Here is a 21,601-nt window from a genome sequence, read left to right as displayed (position 1 = left end):
AAATTATTTGATTAAAAAAAGACTGTCGAGAGACTTTCTCGACAGCCTGTTCTCAACCTTGTTGAGACGGTATCATTCGCTTACGGCAGAACTTGGCGATCGCTCCTCCAGCGGTTACCGGGAAGCGATCGCTGCAAGCTGTTTTTCGGGCCTGGATGGTCAAAGCTGTAAATAAAGCCGGTACAGCATTCGGGCAGCTTCCCCGCGCGTAACGGCCTCGCGGGCTTTAATCCGCTTATCAGCGGGAACATCGATCAAGCGCTGCTTCACCGCCAAGGACATCGTTGGCTTGGCCCACTTGGATATCGTTTCTTTGTCTACGAATTGGTTTAGGTAATCCTCCGGATTCGAAGGGTAATAATAATGCTTCCTCTCATGCAGGAATCTTGCGCCGATGGCGGTCATTTCTTCCCGGGATATCGTACGATCCGGCTTAAATGTGCCGTCAGGATAACCTTCGACGATATGATTTTTTTCGGAAGAAGCGACAAATGGATGATGCCATTGCGGCGGATGCACGTCCGAAAAGCTTTCCTTCGCCGTTTCATCCATAACGTTAAACGCTCTGACCAGCATGGCCGTGAACTCTGCACGGGTGAGCAGGGAATCGGGCTCAAAATTGCCTTTGTCTTTTCCGGTAACGATTCCTTTGGAGCCTAGAAATTGTACCGCTTGCTTTAATTCTGGATCTCGGTCGTCAATATCAGGGAATGATTTCGAATTATCGTCCACGAGATACGTTCCGGATCGGTTGATTTCCGCTTCCATGCCGTTTTTGGACGGATTGTACTTCCCGCCGATCGGCTGTTTTATTTTCCCATTAACATAGAACATACTGCTATGTACTGCGTCTGCATCATTCGCAGGCAAAATGAGCTGGATGTTGCTTGATACACCTGAAAGCTCCTGCCCTTGTTCATCTAAAAATTGTATGCGATATCCGGCGTTATTCTCTTTCACCAGATGAATGACGATAACCGATTGCGAATGGAACAGGCGCTCTGCGGTCGCAACATTGAATACGAGTTTCGCATCCCCTGCATAAACGGTAATATAGTCAATATCCTTCCGGCCGACTAATCCATTCTTATCCAGCTTGTATCTATATTCATTCTGTGCAGGCAAAGACAATATTTCCGCATTCACGCTCAGCTCTCTCGCAGGAACAATCTTATTTTCTGACAGCGCCTGCTTTACCGCTGACTTCGCCTTTGACGCATTGCCTGCTAGTCGGTCAATCAACTCGGGCGTTATGACAAGCTGACCGTTAACAGGAGTCGGCTTCTCGCTGCTTGCGGCTGTGATCACAAGCTCTCCTGCTTGCGTCAGACCTTCCACGATAACCGAATTCTGCTTGTCAGCGTCAGGAATAGACCGGACGGCATTGAAATACGTATCGGACACCATGCTGCCGTCCACGACATACAACAATAAGTAAGTCGTCTCATCCGGAAAACCGGCTCTGGTTGTCGTGGCCCGTACAATGGTTTGTCCGGATTTATTCGCTGTTATGACCGGTATGCCATTCACATTCGTTACAGTTCCTATACTCGGATCGTCAATGGTATACGTTATTTTGGTTCCGGGAAGCACATTGTTTGCGGCAATGGACTGTTGTCCGCCAGGCTGCAGCATCGTGATAAACGGATAAAGGCTGACTTCCGGTGAAGTCCGTATCACAGGTTGAGTTTTTGTCTCAGGACGATCACCCGTCGATTTGTTTACTGTCCCAGAATGATCGCCAGTTGGTTTGTCTGCTGTCCCTGAATAATCGTCAGTTGATTGGTTTCCTTTTCCAGAGCGATTGCCAGATGCCGATTCTTTCGTGAACACAACAAGCTTCGGCAAGGCAGAAACACTATCTTCCCACGCCCACAAGGTCTGATCCTTTTTCAATACATAATTTTTAAATATATATTTCCCCATATGTCTACCCTTGTCCTTATGGTGTACGGAAGCGATATCCGTAAGCCCGGGGAACACTTTACCGTTGTCTATTGACCAGAGCTTATCGTCCTTTCGCAAAGCATAAGTAGTATCGATATTCGAATCTGTCGGCTGTGAGCTAAATTGAACAATACCTCGCACGCCTGTTGCTTTATGTAATCGGATTGGTATACTTTCGGGTTCATACATTGGCCAAGACCAGACCGTGCCATCTTTCTTATAGGCATAGTTTGTCAAACCGCCCATCTCTATGTTGACGATATCTACAAGCCCTTTGATCTGCTTTGGACCTTCGTTATTAAATTGGTTTTGCGGCCAGTACATGTATGCCTCCCATTGCCATACCGAACCGTCTTTTTTAACCGCGTATACGTGTCTGTCCGCAGATTTTATGGATACGACATCATCAAGCAGCTTGTATTGAGCCGTCGACGAAGCTTTTCCTAATCGACCTACCCAACACCAAACCGAACCGTCTGATTTTAATACATACAAGGTCTTAAATTTTTGGTAGTTACTGGAATAATCGGCGACGAGTGAAGTTACGTGATTCAAATCTTTGATAGGCTTCGGAGTAGTCCTAGAGCTATCTATAAGATAGGTGTTGTTCCTAGAATCCCAATACCATACGGTTCCGTCTTTTTTTAGCGCAGCGTAGTTCGTCATAAATCGACTTTCCCCGTCCTTGCCCTCGAACGAGAACTGTTTCACATCCTGTAAGCCCGGAATTTGCATCAGCCTGGCTTTATAGAATGGATCGGAAGCATGAAGAGGATAACCGAAGATATCCCAATACCATACGGTTCCGTCTTTTTTTGCTAGAAGTATATTCCCATCAAGAATGTCGAAATCCTCGCCGATACGTGTATATTCCTGTTCGCTAACGGCACTTATGTCATTCCCCTTGGCTTGCACTAAACCTGAATGAGACGTGAGGATTAACATAAGGCTTAGCAGCGCTGCCATCAATCGTTTCATTGTCGCCCTCCACTATAAATTCTCTTTTCAATCCCAATGTTCTGCCTTCCGGATTCCCGACGGTAAGCCGATTGCCTGTCCCTGTTTTTCAATCTGGTTCCCTCTCTTTTTTCTATTATTTCTCATAATAGTTTCATCGGTTAAAAGGCGTTTCGATTTCACTTCCACCAAATTATTCATCATATAATCACTTTCCATGGTCAATGATAATCCTCCAAAAGAATAACCCCCGGCGTTCCCACACGCCGAGAGTGAAAAAATGCTATTTTAGACCGAGTCATCATCATTGTCCACCTTCCTTTTACTAATCATAACAGCTTCCTGTATGATTAAAAGGACATATGTCCGAAAAAGATGAAGACGATGAAGACCTCACAAGATCAAGCTATCGGTCAACGTTATTTATCACGACTTAAAATAGATGAAATATTTTCCCGATCAGATACTATCCCATTCAACATCGGATCTATGAACGTAAAGAAATCATTTTGAGAGAAGGAGATGCGCTGGACGGTTTATATTTTCAAGCAGAAGGTATAACAAAAGTATCATCGAGTGTAGGAACACGGAACAAGCAGCTCTCCTATAAGCTTCAAACTTGTACGACTGCTTCACGTATTAACTTATTGGCATCTGTTGAGGAACGATTTGCAGGTTATTTAATAACGTCACAACAACCCATCGCTTTCGGGAAAGAAATTCTCTTGTCGAATTGTCATGAAATCGCTTCTCTAATCGGTACTACTTCCCGCTATTTGAACCGCGTGATTCAGAAGCTATCCGCTGCAGGCATACTCAAAAAAGAAAAGAAAAAAATAATCGTTTTGGACTGGGACGGTCTAGACGATCTTTCAAATGGTCTGCGTTACGAATGAAAAAGTGCCGGCAAATATGCCAGCACTTAATCTTTAAATCAAATCTAAGAAGCGCTTTGAGCCAAATCGCCTTCCGGAGTCATGATGTTGACAAAAAGCCTGTAAACACCAGCCTGATCAACCTTCATGAAGGTCATTCCGGTTTCCGCAGGTTTAATCTGAGCGCGGAATTCCATAACTCAACAGGCTGATCAGACATAGCGTCTGATTTTTTTCTTTTCCGGTCAACTCGTCACCATAGCTGCACATTCATTGGCAAGCTTGGAGGTTGCCATCGAGATGATGTTGCCCAGTACGATAACAGTAACCTTGACATCCGGGATTCTTATTAGAGATGAAGTAAATCCATTGATTCCTCCATGATGGAAGATCATCTTGTGCCCGCTGCGTATTGCATAATCGCTGTTGCGGTAAATGGCTTCGTAATGGAACCGATGCGGAACTTCATCTCCGGCGTATTGGGCACCTCTAGCTCTATATTTGCCATCCCATAGCCGCACCGAAGCATGATCTCCCCCTCCTTCGCCACGAGGACGGAACCGCCAAATTGCTTTTGTGCAACCGCCTGTTGTATGTGAGAATCCAGTGCTTGTCTCATTATGCTTCTCCTCCTGAAATCGGAGTGATGCTCATATGCTCCAGAGATTGCGCCAACGCCTTCGCCATGCCGTTCAGCTCCTCTCCGATCTCTTCGATTCCCCGTAAGTTGGCAATCATGCCGAGCAGGATGACTCTGCGCGGCTGCACTTCCATCAGTTCTTTTTCTAAGATAGCGACGGAGTCCAATGCATCCTGCATCGACTTGGCAGGGAGTGTCAAGCGTGTAAGTTGCTCCCGTACTTGCTTGACGAGGACGAGTGGATGAATCGATTTGCTGTGCTCGCTGGAAGCTATAAGCTCCATGCGCGGCCACACCTCCTGACTGAGCAGCGGCTCAGGCCGTTCCTGAATTAATCCTTCAGCGGCGTAGTCCACCATCCGTACAATGTAGTCACTCAGCATTTCGATCGATAACGATACTTTCTCCAATAGCATGATGCTGTTGTATGTCGAAATCATACTGCTCAGAAGCAGTGCCATTTCGAGCGAGTAAGGAGCAAATGATTCGCCATAAATACTATTGATATTATCCGTGAACATCTGAAGATGTGCCGCGTTTGCCTTTTCGATGAACTGCTCAATGTCTTTATTGGAAAAGCTGGCGTTCTCCCTCATCTGCATCGTTAGGAACTCCGGATATTGTTGCGACAAGGTGAAAATCACTTCGATCTGTTTCACCAATCGTTCGCGCGGAGACAGGCTCTGCTCACGCATAACAAGTTGTAATTGGTCATTGATTAGCTTAAAGTAATATTTGAAAATGCTGAACAGCAATTCTTCCTTTGAAGTGTAATGCTGATATACGCTCCCTTTTGACATTTTGCAAAATTGGGCTACCTCCTGCATCGTAGTCTGGACGTACCCTTTCGTTGCAAACAGCTTCATGGCCGACAATAATATATGTTTCTTCTTCTCGGATAATATTTCTTCCACGTTGTCATACACCGCCCTTAGAACTGTGGAGTTCTTTCATTGACTAATAAGTACTAAATACTGTCATTACCATAATCGATCTCTCATGAATTTGCAAGCTTCTTCGTTCGAAAAGCCAAAATGCAGTTGATTTTGGTTGTTTTCAGTGTGATCGTTGTCACAGAAATGACGGATTTGCAGCAATAATCTGCCAAGTCTGCTTGCTATAATGTGATGCGTACATAGCAACTGTCAAATCTAACCTGAAGCGGGGCGTGTTATGATGTGGAATTTGAACCGTCATAGTGATGTACCGCTCTATCGCCAAATCGTGGAGTGGATTGAACAACGAATCACATACGGCGAGCTGCCTCCAGACAGCATGTTGCCTTCGGAAAGGAAGCTGGCCGAGCAATTGGATGTGAACCGCAGTACAGTTGTGCAAGCATACGATGAGTTGCGGGCAGCCGGTCTCATCGAGCGAGTCCGAGGCAGCGGAACGCGTGTCCGCTCGAACTCGTGGAACATCGATGCCAAGCGCACACCGAACTGGAGGGAGTATATTGATGGAGGAATGCTGCCGCCGAGTCCGCCGTTCATTCGTCGAATACGTGATGAACTGCGGCGCTCTGACGCGATTATCGACGTTGCCAGTGGAGAAATGGGTGCAGATATGCTGCCGCAGGAAGAGATTCGGGCGATCCTGCGCGACCATTCGTTCGATGATTATTTGGGTTACTGCGATCCATACGGCTACGGACCGCTGCGTGAGATTGTCGCCTCACACTTGAGTCGGTCTCGGGGCATTCAGGCAACCCCGTCTTCCGTTCTTATCACTTCCGGTTCCCAACAATCGTTATACTTAATCACGCAATGTCTCTTAAGTCCCGGTGACTCAATTGCCATTGAAGATCCTTCTTATTGCTATTCGCTGCCTATATTCCGTTCCGCCGGTCTGAAGGTGTTCGGTCTACCCGTAGATGATCACGGTGTCATTCCTGAGGCGATTGCAGATTTGGACCGCAAGCACCGATTGAAGATGATTTTTGTAAATCCGAATCATCACAATCCGACCGGAACGGTGCTCGAACATTCAAGACGCGTCACTTTGCTATCACTCGCGGAGCGGTTCGGCATTCCAATTGTGGAGGACGATGCTTTTGGACTGAACAGCTTCGGAACCCTTCCTCCGGCATCGTTGAAATCAATGGATGGGAGCGGAATTGTCATCTATATCGGCACGATGTCCAAGGTGGCCGCTTCCGGACTGCGCATCGGCTGGCTGGTTGCACCGCAGTCCATCGTAGATCGGCTATCTGATGCGAGACAGCAGATGGATTATGGACATAGCATTGTACCGCAGAAGATCGCAGCCCACTTCATCGATTCGGACTATTTCTGGAAGCATGTAGACAAAGTTCGGGACGTGCTGCAGCTGAAGCGGGATTTAATGGTGCGTGCGCTTCATCGGGAACTGCCCGGAGCAGTTGACTTTCATCTTCCACAGGGCGGATTTCATCTCTGGATGAAGCTGAACAGCCCTGTCAGCGAGGCCAAACTGCGAGATGAAGCAATGAAGCGAGGAGTTGCCTTCGTTCCCGGCTGTGTATTTGGTTCCGCGACAGGCTATGCCCGCATGAATTTTGCTAGGCCGTATGCCGAGGATATCGAACGTGGCATTGCTAGATTTGCTTCGGCCCTCCGATCTTTGACAGAGCATCCATAAATAATATTACGACAAAGAACCGCCGTTACTATTTCGTAACGGCGGTTCTCATTGCGATATTAATTGAAGACGAGCGCCAAGAACAGCGCTAGACATATGAGGCCGGCTATTGTGTAGTAGACGGACAGCCGGACGAATATATTTTTCGTCTTCTGGTCGTACGTAGGGTTGCCTTCCCGGTTCTCTTTCGAATTGCCGACAACGATTGTGGCGATGACAGCAACGAGAATGACCGCGCAAGCAACGAGGATCAATACGGATGCATTCATACGATTCACCTAACATTTCATTATGATGAGCAAATCATTGTTTTAAGTATAACGGAATGTACTGAATCCGTGACCTGCCATTTTCCTCTTAGCCTGCCCATCCAATTGGACCGTATAATATATGCGGTTAGGTTAATCTCGCTCGCTATCGAATCCGACCTGAATCCGATATTTCAGCTCATCTATGTTATGCTCTAGCTGTTTCACAACGTCTTCGATAAATTTCTTGTCAATTTCCGGCCGCTTCTCTGCGGGAGGGTTGAATTCAACCTCCTCCACCTTTTTATGCTGGAGCGCTTCATAATTGGCACGTGCTTGATGCTGCACTTTTTCATATTGGTTCAATAAATCATTTATAATGACAAAAAATTGCCCGTAATCCTTAATTACTGTGTCCAAAAACGTATCCACTTCATCAGGATCATATCCACGGAATTTAGTTGCAAAATCCTTCTGATGAATCGTCAACGCATCCAACTCAACGTCCAGCTGTTTAAACAACTTCTTCTGTTCCTCAAATTGGCGTTCTATATTCTCTTCCATTATCCGTTCCTCCATTCCAACATGCACATACGCTAAATCACTACACACTCTAATTTATCACACTATCAGTCTTGTAAACAGTTTTCAAGTGGTCTTACGTCGCAAATTCAATCCAGCAAGGACAGTTGTCCCCCGCATATATTCTTATATTACCGAATACGTTGTGTTATGCAACGTTATTATTTCATGTTTTTTCAAGACCATGGATATGACGAGAGGGGAAGCTAATCATGAGTGACAATCGCATTTCATCTGCCTTGTTCGAGCATCGGTTCTGGCTTCAAATCTTGGGTGACCATGCGCGGTTCATCTTCAATGCGCTATCACCCCGAGAAACGAAGGATATCCAGACGGCCCAATATTTCATTCGAAGCTTCGATACACTGCTGGAACAGTCAAAAAAACAGGCCGCAGAAGCAAGTCTCGACAATATTGCGAAGCAAGCTTATCCCCTTACTTTGCAACTGCGTTCCTTCAAGCTGGACTTGCAGCGAAAGCTGCTGCTGAGTCAAGTCGCGGTTCATCTGCCACCGACTTTTTTCAATCACATGGTGAATGAGCTCGATGAATATGTGCTTATTTTAAACGCTCTCCTGTCCGGCCATGCTGTTCCCCAATTCGATTCGCTTCATTACGATTTGGTATGGCTCTCAGATGCAGCGGGGCATGCAGCTGCCCTTGCGTCGGATTTGGATGCCGTCGAGAAACGGCTGATCGAGAAGAGCACAGAGTTCGAAAGGCACTTTAATGACTTTTATTTGAAGGCGGTGGAAATGGTCGGATACATGCGCACGCAGTTGAAATTATTTCCGGCGCTGCGGCGGTTCCATTCGGATGTGAACCTGGAAATCAAATTGTTCACGAAATTTCTGTTGGAGCTGGAGGAGATGGGATTGAACTCGGAAACACTTGATATCATCAGTCCACTCATCCCTGATCATATGGCACGAGAAGAGTGCTATTACTTAATTAAACTAGCCCAGTCCGGGGCCGTTCCGGACCCGCTATGTGATCCGACAACACCCCGAGTGGGAAGCTGAATTGTATAGAATGAAGGCTTTGTTACATTATTGCTTCAACTATAATTTCATCTAAAAGGAATGGATCTATGAGTGCCTATCCACCCAATGGAATTAGAAAAAGCCTGGCATTAGCCAAGCTTTCTTATCTTCCATAAGATATACTATTTTTCTTCAGCCTCTGTTGAGCGATTGGCTTCCTGACGTTGAGTATCTGCCATGTCAGAGGCAAATTCGGTGTCTTCATTGTTAACAACCGGCATTTTATTGAGCTTGGTCGACTGCACTTCCGCTTTTGTAGCTTTATCGTGAGAATTGTCCATTTTCAGATCGCTCCATTCATGTAAAGATGTCTAATTGAGTGTCAAGTTATAGTATGTATAACAAGGATTGTTATTATGCATCTCGTATGACGCCCGGTAACTGAAATGGTTATTACGCGTAGTGGCCCGAGAAAGAGCTCAGCTGCCAACAGTGAATTCAGCAATGTACTGTTTGCAAACGGGTTCGTAACCGAGCGATTCATATAGACGAACCGCGCCTTCATTATCCTCCATTACATTCAAATAAACATGCGGTGCAACCTCTCTCCCCTTGCGTGTCAGCTCCGCACATACCCTTTTGCCGAAGCCTTGCCTTCTCCATGAGACGTCCGTTCCAATATTCCCTAGCTCTACATAATCATCATTGTAAATATGATAGCCTCCTACCGCGATCAGATCCCGTTGTTCCAACACGCCATAGAACGGATGCCTCAGTTCTTCTCTCGTAAAGGCCATCGTCTGCAGTTCGGCCATTTTCGACTCAATCTGGTCAAAATGGGACGGTCCCAAAGGGACGACGTACTCGTCCTCTGGCGGCAACGCCTCCTGATGGACATGCTTCATTAGAAGCAGTTCTTTGGGCGGCTTGAGGAATTCGAGCTGTGAAGCGAGGAGCGCCATTTCCTCCTGATTAATAATAAAGTTGCCTACCGTATGGTCCGGCAACTGCAGTTCCTGCTTCATGAACGATAACAATGGACGGATGCGAAATGAATCCTGCACGGGATATACGGAAAAGGCATCAAACGGAAGTCCCCTTAAATAAGCCAATGCTCCAAGAAAATCGCCTCGGTCTGTAAACTGCCCGTAGTGCACCGCATTCTGCTTGCGGGATGTTAGGTATGAATAGTATAGAAAATGCTGTTCCCTATTTATTGAACTTAATAGTGCTTTCATCTCTGCTGGCGTTAATTTGCGTATCATGCTTCCGGTCCCCTTCGATGTCTGTTGTTGCTTCACTACATATGTAATCAATTAAAATATATAGTCTTCCGCTGCGTCAATGTCAATCAAATGAAAAGGTGGTGAGACAAAGGAGGAGTCGGCCAAGCCTCCTAGTGATTCGCCTTGATTGATTTCATCGTGACAAGACTTGTCTTGTCTCCTTTTGGAGTTGCGCGATCTCGACCTATTACATCTCCGGGTGGATATTCATTTTGAAGGGGGTCCGCTCGTCATCCATTGGATTTCATCCAATGATTGGGTGGTTAGAGACCTCAAACGGGCCATTTCATTGGAAATGGTACAGCAGAATCCATATAAACAGCTGGAGTGTGAGATAAAAGCGAGATTTGATTGGAAGTTTTCCAGCGGAATGTGATTATCCAGTTGAAATGAGCCATTTGACTGTACATTTTCCAGCCTGCACTATCTCTTCATGAAAAGAAGATTGGCGGATGAGCGCTGCAATCTTGATTCGGAAGATTCAAGTTAAAATTATATGTTTTATACAGAATCTCGTTATAGCGCAATATCTAATTTCATAAAAGAATTTGATGATTGCAATAAATCGTAAGTCACGAGAAAAGTTCAAGGCTAACGATAATATTAGACAAATTTTTATGTAATTCATCACTTTTCACCATAAATCTACTCATCAACATTAGGACAAAATCCTCATGGATAAGGTCAGACAGTGTATTAAAATGATGACTATGAATCCATGGTAACATATGGAATCTAGTATTTTGCAAAGGAGGGTGCAGGGTTTACATATTTTAGACCGTTGATAGAGCACAGCCTAAATATCCGAAGGGAGGCTACAGCTTGAGAACCCACACGATACGTAAAAAATTAGCCGGACTCATTAGCATCGCCATGGTTGCCGGGATGCTGTTCCCGGCCCCGTCAATGACCTACGCACAGGAGACTCCTCCTCTGGAGCAAGTGACGCCGAAGGTAAAATCCACGCTTTCGCCACAGCTCCCGATCCATTCTCTCTCCACACCTTCCTTGCTTCATTCCAAGGCCGACATTTTTGTCGCGCAATCCGACAGCGATGAACCCGTGACGGTAATCGTTGAATTGGAAACGGACCCCGTAGCCTTGCATGAGGCAAATGCAAAAAACAGCATTGTGCCGTTCTCTGGCAATCACGAGAAAAAAATCCGTTTGGAACATACCGCCTTTAAAATGCAAGCCATTAGAAACCTGAACGTTGAATTCAACCACGAATACACGATAGCATTCAATGGATATTCGGTGCGCATTCCCGCAAATGAAGTAGAGCGGTTGGCAGAAATCCCCGGTGTCAAAGCCATCTATCCGAACTTGGAATACACGGCGCTTCCAATCAGCGATGAACTGCCGTTCGGACCGCTTATGGATGACAGCGCGCCGCATATTGGCGCAAACAAGCTCTGGGATATCGGCGTTACGGGCCGAGGAATTAAAGTCGGTGTGCTGGATACAGGCATCGATATGAATCATCCGAGCTTGAAAGGTGCGTATATAGAAGGCTGGGATTTCGTCGACAACGACCCCACTCCGATGGAAACCTTGCCGGATTCGACGAAGCTGCCTTTGGAGGACGGGACGGAATACCACACTACGCATGGCACGCACGTATCCGGAACGATCGCCGGACGCGGCAATCCGAATGACCCGAACAGTCCAACCGGCTGGGTCAAGGGTGTTGCTCCCGGCGCGGACTTGTACGTGTACCGCGTGCTCGGGCCGTACGGCAAAGGCTCGACCGAGAACATTACGGCAGCGATAGATACAGCAGTAGGGAAAAATTTGGATGTCATCAATCTGTCGCTTGGCGGAAACTTCAACAATGCGTACACGGCCGATTCGGTCGCGGTCAACAACGCGGTGGCCTCCGGCGTGACCGTCGTCTTGGCGAATGGCAACGCAGGTCCGAAGACCGGCACCGTCGGCAGTCCCGGAGGAGCGCATCTTCCGATATCCGTCGGCGCGTCCACGCCTCCAACGATTACCCCTGTGTTCGATGCTCCTGGGTTGCAACGGGTCTATGCACATTTGGCCGAGCACGCCAAAGAAATAACCGAACAAGGCAAATCGTTCGAGATGGTATATGCCAATTACGGAAAACCAGAGGACTATAAGGGCAAAGACGTTGCCGGCAAGCTAGTGCTTGTTTCGCGCGGCGGTACCATTCTTGTCGGAGACGAAGAGGTTGGCCTGTCTTTCGGAGACAAAGCGGTCAACGCGGCGAAGGCTGGCGCAGCCGCACTCATTATTTTCAACAATGTAGATGGGGAACTCAAGGCGACACTCGGAGACCTCGACGAGTATATCCCTACCTACTCACTCTCTAAAGCTGCCGGCTTAACGCTCAAGGGCAATATTGAACGCGGAGTAACTACTGTCGCTTTCTCTACGATTGAAGAGCAGGATCTGTTGGCTGACTTTAGCTCCCGCGGCCCTGTTTACCCCGATTATACAATAAAACCAGACATCTCCGCTCCGGGGGTCGCCATCCGCTCCTCCGTTCCGGCTTGGGACGGCAACTATAAAAATGCTTACAAAGATTCGCAAGGCACCAGCATGGCCGCTCCTCATATCGCAGGCGTCTCCGCCTTGCTGCTCGAGAAATATCATCATCGAATTAGAACGAACGAACTCAAGTCGCTGATGATGAATAATGCCGTGCCAATGTATGATCGCGATAAAGCTCCCTATTTGATAATGGAGCAGGGCGCAGGCCGGGTTGACTTGAACAACATCCTCTCTGCAAAATCGATTGCAATGGCCAAGGCAACAACGACAGCCACAGAAAATAAGCAAGAGTCCGAGTACGAAACGGGAAGCGTATCTTTCGGCTTGGTCGGAGCAGACAACCAATATTCTAAGAGCATTAAAGTCAAGGATATCGCTAACGAAGATCAAACTTACAGCATCTCCATCCTATGGAGTGGAACCGATAAAGGAATTGAACTAAGTGCCGACACCGACACTATCTCAGTGTCTCCGAACGGAGAAAACACGTTTGACGTTAACGCGATGGTGCCGGCAGATGTTCCCGATGGACGCTATGAAGGCTTCATCATCTTAACGGAGGCGCAAGGACATGTGCTTCGGCTTCCAGTCAGCCTGTATGTCGGGGATAAATATGAAATCGATACGATTACAAATATTACGCCTAATCCAAAGTTCTTCTCTCCGAATGGAGAATCCACCCGAAAAACGACTAAAATGACCTTTGCCGTGACGAGGTCAATCGAAGATTTCACGATTTCGGTAACCGACAGCGTATATGGCCATTACATGGGAGACGTTTATGTCAGCAAGAATTACGGTAACATACACGATCCAGATATATATGGCATTCAGAATTGGAATGGAACCGTAAAAAAAGACGGCCAATCCGTCACGCTGTCGGACGGAAAATATGATCTTGTTCCTGTCATTGGAGGGAACGAGCTGGAAAAACAGAAATCATGGTTCATCATCGATCGGCAAGCGCCTGAGTCCGTAATGGATGAGGATCCTGTTCGAATCGATGAGGTAAATCCAGGGCAGGGCATTATATCGGGGAAAGTGACGAAGGATTTGCTAATTGATTTGCTCCCTAATGAGCCTGTAGGCAACAATATTTTTGTAGTGGCAATTCATCAAAGCAGTGGGCAGCAGAAACACGGCACCGTTAATAATGACGGGACGTTTACGATTTCCATGCCTTTGAATCCGGGCATGAACAACTTGGATATTTATGTTTATGACGCAGCCTTAAACGGGGTGCTTGCCCCTGCACACCACGTCGTGTTTGACAACAAGGATAAGGTGTACGCCGGAAGCGACAAATCAGAAGTGCTGACAGGAGAACCGTTTGATGTCAAGGTCAACTTCTCCGTTCCGGAAGCTGTCTACTCGGCTTCGTTCAGCCTGACCTATGACCGCAATCTGACTCTATCAAAAATAGAGCCAAGCGTTGTGTTGGCTACTTATCAGCAAGTGCACCATCCTGATGTGCCGCTAATCATCCAGCAAGAAACAAGCGACTTGGATAATGGCATGAAGAAATTGGATTACACCGTCAGTCTGACCGGCGGCGCTTATGAGGGAGCCGGGGATATTGCAACCTTTACCTTCTCGGGCACTCAGGAAGGAACCTACACCTTTAAGCTTGGGAACACGAAGCTGCACAACGAGAAGAACGGGCTTATCCCGATAGGCGCAGTCCTTTCTCCAACCATTAAGATAGTGAAACCGACCGTTCCGAATCCGAAGCCTGATACCGCCCCTTCAACGTCTTCTTCGGGAAGCACTGCCTTCACTGCCGCAGTTCCAGCAGCGGGCAGCAAACTGAAGGCGGGAACGTTGACCGAAACGAAGAAGGGCGATACGGTGAACGCGGTTCTCAAGATCGATGCCGCAGCATTGAAAGCACAACTGCAGGACAAGGACGCCAAGCAAGCGCGACTCGATCTCAGCGATGTGCAGATGAAGAAATTCGGTGAAGTGAGCCTCACGATCGAGAAGTCTGCTGCTCAAGCGCTGCTCGATTCCGGCAAAGACTTGCTGCTGACCGCAGCTGATTTTGACATCGCCATTCCGAACAAGGCCATTACCGGACTTATCGGAAACAATGGATTCGAGTTGGTGCTATCCTTGGCTGACCATAAGGAAAAAGGGTTCAGCAAGGATCAGGGCAAGACAACCTTTACAGCTCCAAAGCTGACCATTCATGGGCCTAAGGAAATGAAAGATACCGCATTGGAGATTACTTTGAAGCTCGACACCGCAGCATTGCAGGATATTCGCAAGGCCGCCGCATACGCCCAAGATGCGCAAGACGCTTGGCAATATGAGCAGGCCGGGACGAAAGCAAAAGATGAGAAGGCCGTTACCTTCAAAGTAACGCAATTCGGCACGTATACGATTGCAGAGCACGCAAAATCGTTCAACGATATCACCGCCCATTGGGCCAAGGACGAGATTGAAGTCATCGCGGCGCACGAGCTGCTGCGCGGCAAAGACGGCATGGATACGTTCAAGCCGAACGATATTGTAACGCAGGCGGAATTCGCTACCTTGCTCGATCGTTTGACGGACACCGGCAAGACATGGGAAGACCGGATTAAAGAACCGGGCGCCCGCGATCCGTTAACTCGCGAGAACATGGTCGTCATGCTAGTCCAAGCGCTGCAGGCGGACCTGTCGAAGTTCGGCGCGTCACTCGCCTTCAAAGATGAAGCGCTCATCTCGAAGGACGCCAAAGCGGCTGTTGTCTTCGCCGTAAGCAAAGGCTTGATTAAAGGAACCACCGGCAACAAGTTCGAGCCAGCGGGCACGTCCACGCGGGCGCAAGCGGCACTCGTTCTTTACCGCGTCATGAATCTAAAATAAGATCGGCTTAACACAAGAAGCAGATCTCCAGGCGTTATCGCCCGAGGAGACCTGCTTCTTCTTGTGCTCTTTCCCGCAACGAGTGCGTAATGATTTCATCCAGCAACTGGCTGTAAGAAATGCCCGCAGCTTGGGCGCTCTTCGGCAGCAAGCTGTTCTTCGTCAATCCCGGCAGTGTGTTCACTTCCAGCACATAGGGAATTCCATCTTTGATCATCATATCGATACGGGCATATACGCTGCACTTCATCGCTTTATAAATTCGGAGGGCTGCTTCACGAACCTGATTATCGTATGACTCAGGCAGTTCGACGACTTCCTCTGCCGCCCCGCCGTCATCATACTTGGACGAATAATCGAAGAAATGCGCATTGGCCCGGATAGACACGATTGGCAGCATCGTTCCGTTCAGTACGGCACACGTAATTTCGTCGCCGCCAATATATTGCTCCAGCAGCACTTCCCTGTCCCACTGCAGCGCATCCGCCACCGCTTGACGCAGACTATCCGCACGTTCGACAATCTGAACGCCGATGCTGGATCCGCCCGTATTCGGCTTCACGACGACCGGGTAGCCGAGCCGGTTGCCGACTTCCGCGGTGTCCAGCTCATCAAGCGACGTAATCAGCATCCAGTCCGGCGTCGCAATACCCTCGAAGCGGATGATTTTCTTCGACAACTCCTTATCCATGCACAAGCTGCTGGCTAAGACGCCCCCACCAGTATAAGGAATGCCGAGCGTCTCCAGCGTCCCTTGGACCGTTCCATCCTCGCCGTATTTGCCGTGCAGCGCCAGCACGGCGATATCGATCGCCTTGACTTTTTCGACCAGCTCTTCTTTCGAGTTCAGTTCTATCGGTACAGCTTCGTATTTCTCACCCAGATGAGCCATGATTTCCTTCCCTGTCATAAGCGACACTTGCCGTTCAGATGAGATTCCTCCCATGATAACGCCGACTTTCATTGCTTTCATCAAAAACCCTCCCGCATAAGCTGCCTTACCGTCTCGCCTATCGTTGCAATGCCTTTTTCTAACTCTTCCTCAGATACACGCGAGAAGCCGAGTCTGAACGTATTGGAACCAAAACCATCAGTATGAAAAATATCCCCTGGCGTGAAAACCACGCCCCGACGCACACACGCATCGAGCACACCGCGCGCCGACAAGGAATCATTCAATTCAATAAATAGATGCAATCCTCCGTCGCCGCTCAACCTTGTATATGGAATGTGCTCCTTGCACCATTGAACGGCCAGTTCGTACTTGCGCTTGTATGCATTTCTGGCTCGCTTGATGTACTTCTCGAAATTCCCGTTGTGCAGGTACTGATACAGCACCGCTTGATCCAATGTAGATGTATGAATGCTCCGCGCCCGCTTCATGCTTTCCAAATAATCGATGAGCTCCCGATCCGCCAGCACCCAGCCTACGCGTATACCCGGGAACAGCACCTTCGAATAGCTGCCGATATAGACGACGTTGTTGCCGCTGCCGCCGCAGGCAATGAGCGGCGCGACGTGCGAACCAGAATAACGCAGCTCCTCATTGAAGCCGTCCTCAATGATCGGGATGCGATATTCCCCGAATAGACGCAGCGCTTCCATCCGCTTCTCTGGGGACATGACAATGCCTGTCGGGTTGTGGTAAGACGGAATAAGATAAGCCAGGTCGAATGCATGCTCCGCCAAAGCTTGTTCCAGTTCCCCTAACCGGACGCCGTCATCTTCCATGCTAATACCCTCGATATCCATGCCGTGCATCTTGAACAGCTTGATGGCGGTATTATGGGTCGGATTCTCACAGAGAACTCGCCGATGGGTCTTACGCATGGCGGACAAGACGAGGTCGAATCCTTCTGTAAACCCGTTCGTCACAAGAAGATCTTTCCCGGCCAAATCCACGCCCTTCGTCTCCATATACCGCAGCAAATAATCGATTAACGGCTTATAGCCTTTCGCATAACCATAGTTCAATAAAATCTCGCCCTCAAGCGACATCCGATCCAGAAATGCTCGCTTCACATTGTGCAGGTCGAACAGCTTCTCATCCGGAGCAATGCTCGTGAAGGAAATCATCCCCTTCTCCCAACGGACACCGTGCTTCATGAGATCTAGCTTCTCGGCCGTACGGGCGCAGTCTCCGATCATTTCCTTCCATTCCAACCGCGCGCTGTCTGCAGCAGGCACGACCTCTTGCGATACATAGCTGCCTTTGCCGGCGACGGAATGGACGAGTCCTTCGTCCTCCAGCTCCCGATACGCCGTAATCACCGTATTGCGGCTCAGCTTCCACAGCGCGGCGAACTCGCGGGTCGAAGGGAGCTTCTGATCGGAGCGCAAAATTCCTTTATATATCAATTCCTTTATATAGTCCTTAACCTGAACGTAAGCAGGGCGCCCATCCATGAGCTTGAAATCGTTGAACATTCACTCATCCCCTCACGACTATATTGGCACATTTCAGCTCATAAAAAAAGAACCGCGCCATGCCTTTTTCAGGCAAATCGCGGTTCCTGCGTATATTAATGAGGTGATTAGGCCATACTATGCGCTTCTTGCAGCACAAGCACATGTCCTTTGGTGCCGTCCAATCGAATCAACGCGCCGTCTCGGATGAGCGTCGTCGCATGCTCGATCCCGACGACGGCAGGCATGCCGTACTCGCGGGCGATAACCGCGCCATGCGTCATCATGCCACCGATCTCTGTGACGAGCCCCTTCGCTTGCTGGAACAGCGGTGTCCAGCCTGGATCAGTAAACGGCGCTACCAGAATCTCGCCTTCCTTAAGCGCAGCCGTGCTCGGATCGATCACGACTCTAGCTCTGCCCTCGACGATGCCGGGAGAGACCGGAATTCCAATTAAAGAGCCTTCCGGAGCATCGCCGCCGTCCAGTCTACCCTCGATAATCTCCCCTTCGCTCGTTATAACTCGCGGCGGCCGCAGCCGCTGATAGTGCTTAAAGCTATCCTTGCGGGCAGCGATCAGCAACTGAACGTCTTGCTCGAATGTGCCGGTTATGACATCTTTCATTTCAGGCAAGGTTAAGAAAAAAATATCGTTCCGTTCGCGAAGAACGCCCCTTGCCGCCAAATCATCGCCTAACTCTATCACCGCTCGTCTATAGAGCTCAAAATGACGAACCAGCACGAATTTGTGATGCTCCCGCAAGCCCATGAAGCTGCGATAGACGGTAATCAGCCGGGACACGATCCGCTCCTTGAACGCTCCATCTTCCATGCTGCGGACTTGCGATAGAATACGTCTGGCTGCCGCATCGGCTTCCAGTTCCCCTTGCCGGAATCGCTCGCGGTGCTCTCCCTGATTGACGCTGTCCAGATGACCCACGATCGATGAGATAAGCATATAAGGCCGTTCCGACCAACGCGTTCTGACGATGTCGATCTCGCCCGGGCAACGGGCGCCGTATCGTTCGAGCCACTTCTCGAAAGCCGATTTGAATTCCGAGCCTCCGGAAACCGTATCCAGCCCCTCCATAAATCCATCCTCAGCCGCGTTCCTCAAATACGCCGCCAGCTCCGGGTAGGCACGGGCCCTATCCGCCAAGTCCCCCAGTTCCAGCCCCATCTCGCCCGTGACATTGAATGGCAGTGATTTGTTCAGCGTGATGAGTTCGCCACCATCGAATGTCCACCATTTCGCAAGCAGTTCGAGCAGATGCTGCGCGACCACGGACGCCATCATATAGTGAAAGTCATCGCGCATCAAACTCTCAAATAAAGACTGGCAATTTTGCTGAATAAACGTAATTTTTTCGGCTCCGCCGCATTCGTTCAAACGCTGCCGGCACATCTCCACGCGGCGCTCCGCATTTTCCTCAACCTCCGCGTAAGCGGCCTGGCCATCCCCCTCCAACATGTCCTTCAGCACTTGCGTCGCAAGCGGGGGAATGATCTCCGCCATTGGATCCGCATCTGGGACAGGCCCTTCCTTAATTGGGAAGCGGTCCAGGATTTGTCTCGCCGCACTGCCTATCAAGGCGTCCATCTTGTCGATTATCCGCAGCATCACCTTGCGGGCCAAGTTGGATTGTAGTGAATTCGTAATATCGACGAACAGTCTCCCTCCCGCTTCTACCAACGATTCCACGCGTTCGTCCCCGACGGAAGCACGTTCAGTCGGTATCTTCCAGATCGAAATGCCAGCAGGTGACATCACATCCGTCATCATCTGCAGGTGGCCGAATGAGAAATAAATATGCAGCCCGTCGTTCGGCGCGTTAGGTATCGGAAAGATTGAAGTAATCGGCCTGGCCTGAACGATGAAGAATTGTCCGCCGGACAGGCACCATTCAATATCTTGCTCCGATCCATAATGAGCTTGAATCTGCTCTCCCAGTCGGGCAAGCTCCACAATCTCTTCGTCGGACAGCGCCTGCTGCTTCTGCTTCTGTTCGGGAAGCCGTTCGATAACCGTGCCTCCCTCGGCTAGCGGAAACACAGCCTCCTTCTTGCACGATACCTGTCTCTTGACGATGACGCCTTGTCTGACTTGATACAAGTCGGGATTGACCAGACCCGATACGAGCGCTTCACCCAGCCCGAAGCTCGCATCAATGGAGATCATGCTGCGGTTCCCTGTAATCGGATCGGCCGTGAACATCACCCCTGACACGTCAGGCACGATTAAGTGCTGGATGATGACGGCAAGCCGGACAGAACGATGATCAAATCCGTTCTTCATCCGGTATGCAAGGGCTCGTTCGGAGAATAGAGATGACCAGCATCGCCGAATGGCATCGAACAGCTGCCGTTCCCCTTTTACATTCAGGAAAGTATCCTGCTGCCCGGCAAAGGAGGCTGTCGGCAAATCCTCTGCCGTCGCACTGGAACGAACGGCATACACGTTATGGTCGCCCAATTCTCTCCATGCGCCTAGAATGTCTTCGATCAAGTCATTCGGGATAGCCAGACCGATGATGTGCTGCTGCATCCGCCGGCTTACGCGCCGTATCTCTTCCATATCCTGAACGTTCAAGCGGTCGAGCTCTTCATAGAAGGATTCCATCCGAGCCGATTGTCCCACAACCGCGTCATAGGCGGAAGTAGCTACGCAGAATCCAGGCGGAACGGAAAATCCTGCTTGCAGCAGTTCACCCAGATTGGAACCTTTTCCCCCTACGATTTGCAAATGGGACCGATTCACTTTCTCCAAATACATGACATAAGGCAACAACGGCTTCAACTCCTTAGCAATAGGTTAAAATAGCCACAAATACTAGTTAATGAATGTATTGTTGATAATCATCCAATTGGATGTTTATAATTTTACCAAGAGCTGTTATTTGTTCAATACGCAGTTTGCTGTCTTCTGTTCATTACCGTACAAAGGGAGCCGAATTGTTGATTAAATGTAAATTATTCGTAAATGAGAAGGTGATGCTCAATGTCCAATACGGCGGATCGGCGGGTCAAAAGAACGAAAAGGAAAATAAAACTCGCGCTTATCGAATTGATGAACGAAAAAGAGTTCGGGGCAATTACGGTGCAGGACATTGCCGAACGAGCGGACATTAACCGGGGGACATTCTATTTGCACTATCAAGACAAATACGATTTATTCGAACGAAGCGTAGATGACATGCTGGAAGAGCTCGCCAAAACGGTTGGGCCAACCGAAAATGAACGGGGGAATATTGCCCGTACCTACCCGGAACAGCAAGTTATCAGGTTGTTTTCCCATTTTCAGCATCATAGCGATTTTTACAAAACCATGTTCGGGGACAACGCCAGAACGTATTTTCAGAACCGCTTCATGGACATGTTATTCAAGCAATTCAGCCAAGCCTTTGAAGAGTTGAAGCTGACGCCTCGCGCCATGAACGGTATTAACAAAGAGATTGTGACCCACTACGTTCTGTTCGCCCATCTGGGAGTATTGGTAAACTGGCTGGAGCAAGATACCCCCCATTCTCCCGAATATATGGCGAAACAATTGGAATCGATTTATGAATACGCATATCAATTTACGCGCCCGGAGGAAGAGCGCTTGACTCGCGCCAATCGGCATGGTACCGATTCAAGATAGCAACGGGCCGCTAACTGTAGTAAACTATCCTTGCAACTGGTCTCATA

The 21,601-nt window shown here is 48.8% G+C and carries 16 protein-coding genes; 5 read left to right on the top strand and 11 right to left on the bottom strand.

The features are described 5' to 3' along the window. Positions 1-159: 159 nt before the first annotated feature. Both LQV63_RS11375 and LQV63_RS11370 read right to left on the bottom strand, forming a co-directional pair. The gene (locus LQV63_RS11375) at positions 160-2,925 is read right to left on the bottom strand and encodes an S-layer homology domain-containing protein (protein ID WP_233696803.1); all 2,766 of its coding nucleotides are present in this window, start codon (positions 2,923-2,925) and stop codon (positions 160-162) included. Positions 2,926-2,952: 27 nt separating this feature from the next. Then, entirely contained in the window at positions 2,953-3,129 is a 177-nt protein-coding gene (locus LQV63_RS11370) for a hypothetical protein (RefSeq protein ID WP_233696802.1), read from the bottom strand. Positions 3,130-3,413: 284 nt separating this feature from the next. Here LQV63_RS11370 and LQV63_RS11365 point away from each other — a divergent pair, with 284 nt between their 5' ends. Then, entirely contained in the window at positions 3,414-3,800 is a 387-nt protein-coding gene (locus LQV63_RS11365; RefSeq protein WP_233696801.1) for a helix-turn-helix domain-containing protein, read from the top strand. A gap of 370 nt (positions 3,801-4,170) precedes the next feature. On the opposite strand, the gene LQV63_RS11360 is transcribed toward LQV63_RS11365, so the two are convergent. Both LQV63_RS11360 and LQV63_RS11355 read right to left on the bottom strand, forming a co-directional pair. Beyond that, positions 4,171-4,398, bottom strand: a complete 228-nt coding sequence (locus LQV63_RS11360; RefSeq protein ID WP_233696800.1) for a serine hydrolase domain-containing protein — start codon at positions 4,396-4,398, stop codon at positions 4,171-4,173. Then, positions 4,398-5,333, bottom strand: coding sequence for a TetR/AcrR family transcriptional regulator (locus tag LQV63_RS11355; protein ID WP_233696799.1), 936 nt, complete (start codon positions 5,331-5,333; stop codon positions 4,398-4,400). Before LQV63_RS11355 ends, LQV63_RS11360 begins: the two co-directional genes overlap by 1 nt. A gap of 259 nt (positions 5,334-5,592) precedes the next feature. On the opposite strand from LQV63_RS11355, the gene pdxR reads away from it, so the two are divergent. Beyond that, positions 5,593-7,038 carry a MocR-like pyridoxine biosynthesis transcription factor PdxR gene (pdxR, locus tag LQV63_RS11350; RefSeq protein ID WP_233696798.1) on the top strand — a complete coding sequence of 482 codons (1,446 nt, stop codon included), beginning with the start codon at positions 5,593-5,595 and terminating at the stop codon, positions 7,036-7,038. A 59-nt stretch (positions 7,039-7,097) separates the two neighbouring features. Here pdxR and LQV63_RS11345 read toward each other — a convergent pair whose 3' ends face one another. Continuing rightward, positions 7,098-7,307 carry a hypothetical protein gene (locus LQV63_RS11345; RefSeq protein WP_019423965.1) on the bottom strand — a complete coding sequence of 70 codons (210 nt, stop codon included), beginning with the start codon at positions 7,305-7,307 and terminating at the stop codon, positions 7,098-7,100. A 132-nt stretch (positions 7,308-7,439) separates the two neighbouring features. Continuing rightward, positions 7,440-7,850: a DivIVA domain-containing protein gene (locus LQV63_RS11340; RefSeq protein WP_019423964.1), complete on the bottom strand. Its 411-nt coding sequence runs from the start codon at positions 7,848-7,850 to the stop codon at positions 7,440-7,442. 230 nt (positions 7,851-8,080) lie between these two features. On the opposite strand from LQV63_RS11340, the gene LQV63_RS11335 reads away from it, so the two are divergent. Then, positions 8,081-8,890 carry a DUF2935 domain-containing protein gene (locus LQV63_RS11335; protein ID WP_019423963.1) on the top strand — a complete coding sequence of 270 codons (810 nt, stop codon included), beginning with the start codon at positions 8,081-8,083 and terminating at the stop codon, positions 8,888-8,890. Between the two features lie 143 nt (positions 8,891-9,033). Here the strand turns inward: LQV63_RS11335 and LQV63_RS11330 are convergent, their stop codons facing one another. Together LQV63_RS11330 and LQV63_RS11325 are read right to left on the bottom strand one after the other, a co-directional pair. Next, the gene (locus LQV63_RS11330) at positions 9,034-9,192 is read right to left on the bottom strand and encodes a hypothetical protein (RefSeq protein WP_233696797.1); all 159 of its coding nucleotides are present in this window, start codon (positions 9,190-9,192) and stop codon (positions 9,034-9,036) included. 138 nt (positions 9,193-9,330) lie between these two features. Further along, on the bottom strand, positions 9,331-10,116 hold the full coding sequence (locus LQV63_RS11325) for a GNAT family N-acetyltransferase (RefSeq protein ID WP_233696796.1): 786 nt from the start codon (positions 10,114-10,116) through the stop codon (positions 9,331-9,333). A gap of 843 nt (positions 10,117-10,959) precedes the next feature. On the opposite strand from LQV63_RS11325, the gene LQV63_RS11320 reads away from it, so the two are divergent. Further along, positions 10,960-15,507: a S8 family serine peptidase gene (locus LQV63_RS11320; RefSeq protein ID WP_233696795.1), complete on the top strand. Its 4,548-nt coding sequence runs from the start codon at positions 10,960-10,962 to the stop codon at positions 15,505-15,507. Positions 15,508-15,541: 34 nt separating this feature from the next. Here LQV63_RS11320 and LQV63_RS11315 read toward each other — a convergent pair whose 3' ends face one another. The 3 genes from LQV63_RS11315 to LQV63_RS11305 form a co-directional block, all read right to left on the bottom strand. Further along, positions 15,542-16,471 (bottom strand): D-alanine--D-alanine ligase, encoded by a 930-nt coding sequence (locus LQV63_RS11315; RefSeq protein ID WP_233696916.1) that lies wholly within the window; start codon positions 16,469-16,471, stop codon positions 15,542-15,544. 8 nt (positions 16,472-16,479) lie between these two features. Next, the gene (locus LQV63_RS11310; protein WP_233696794.1) at positions 16,480-17,934 is read right to left on the bottom strand and encodes an aminotransferase-like domain-containing protein; all 1,455 of its coding nucleotides are present in this window, start codon (positions 17,932-17,934) and stop codon (positions 16,480-16,482) included. A gap of 107 nt (positions 17,935-18,041) precedes the next feature. Then, complete coding sequence (locus tag LQV63_RS11305) at positions 18,042-20,702, bottom strand: phosphoenolpyruvate synthase (protein WP_233696793.1); 2,661 nt, start codon at positions 20,700-20,702, stop codon at positions 18,042-18,044. 210 nt (positions 20,703-20,912) lie between these two features. Here LQV63_RS11305 and LQV63_RS11300 point away from each other — a divergent pair, with 210 nt between their 5' ends. Next, entirely contained in the window at positions 20,913-21,554 is a 642-nt protein-coding gene (locus tag LQV63_RS11300) for a TetR/AcrR family transcriptional regulator (RefSeq protein WP_019423955.1), read from the top strand. Positions 21,555-21,601: the final 47 nt, after the last annotated feature.

This window comes from Paenibacillus profundus, from assembly GCF_021369635.1.
In the GTDB taxonomy this organism is placed as follows: domain Bacteria; phylum Bacillota; class Bacilli; order Paenibacillales; family Paenibacillaceae; genus Paenibacillus_B; species Paenibacillus_B profundus.
The sequence above is the reverse complement of the archived record's forward strand: the minus strand, read 5'-3'. Positions and strand labels throughout refer to the sequence as shown.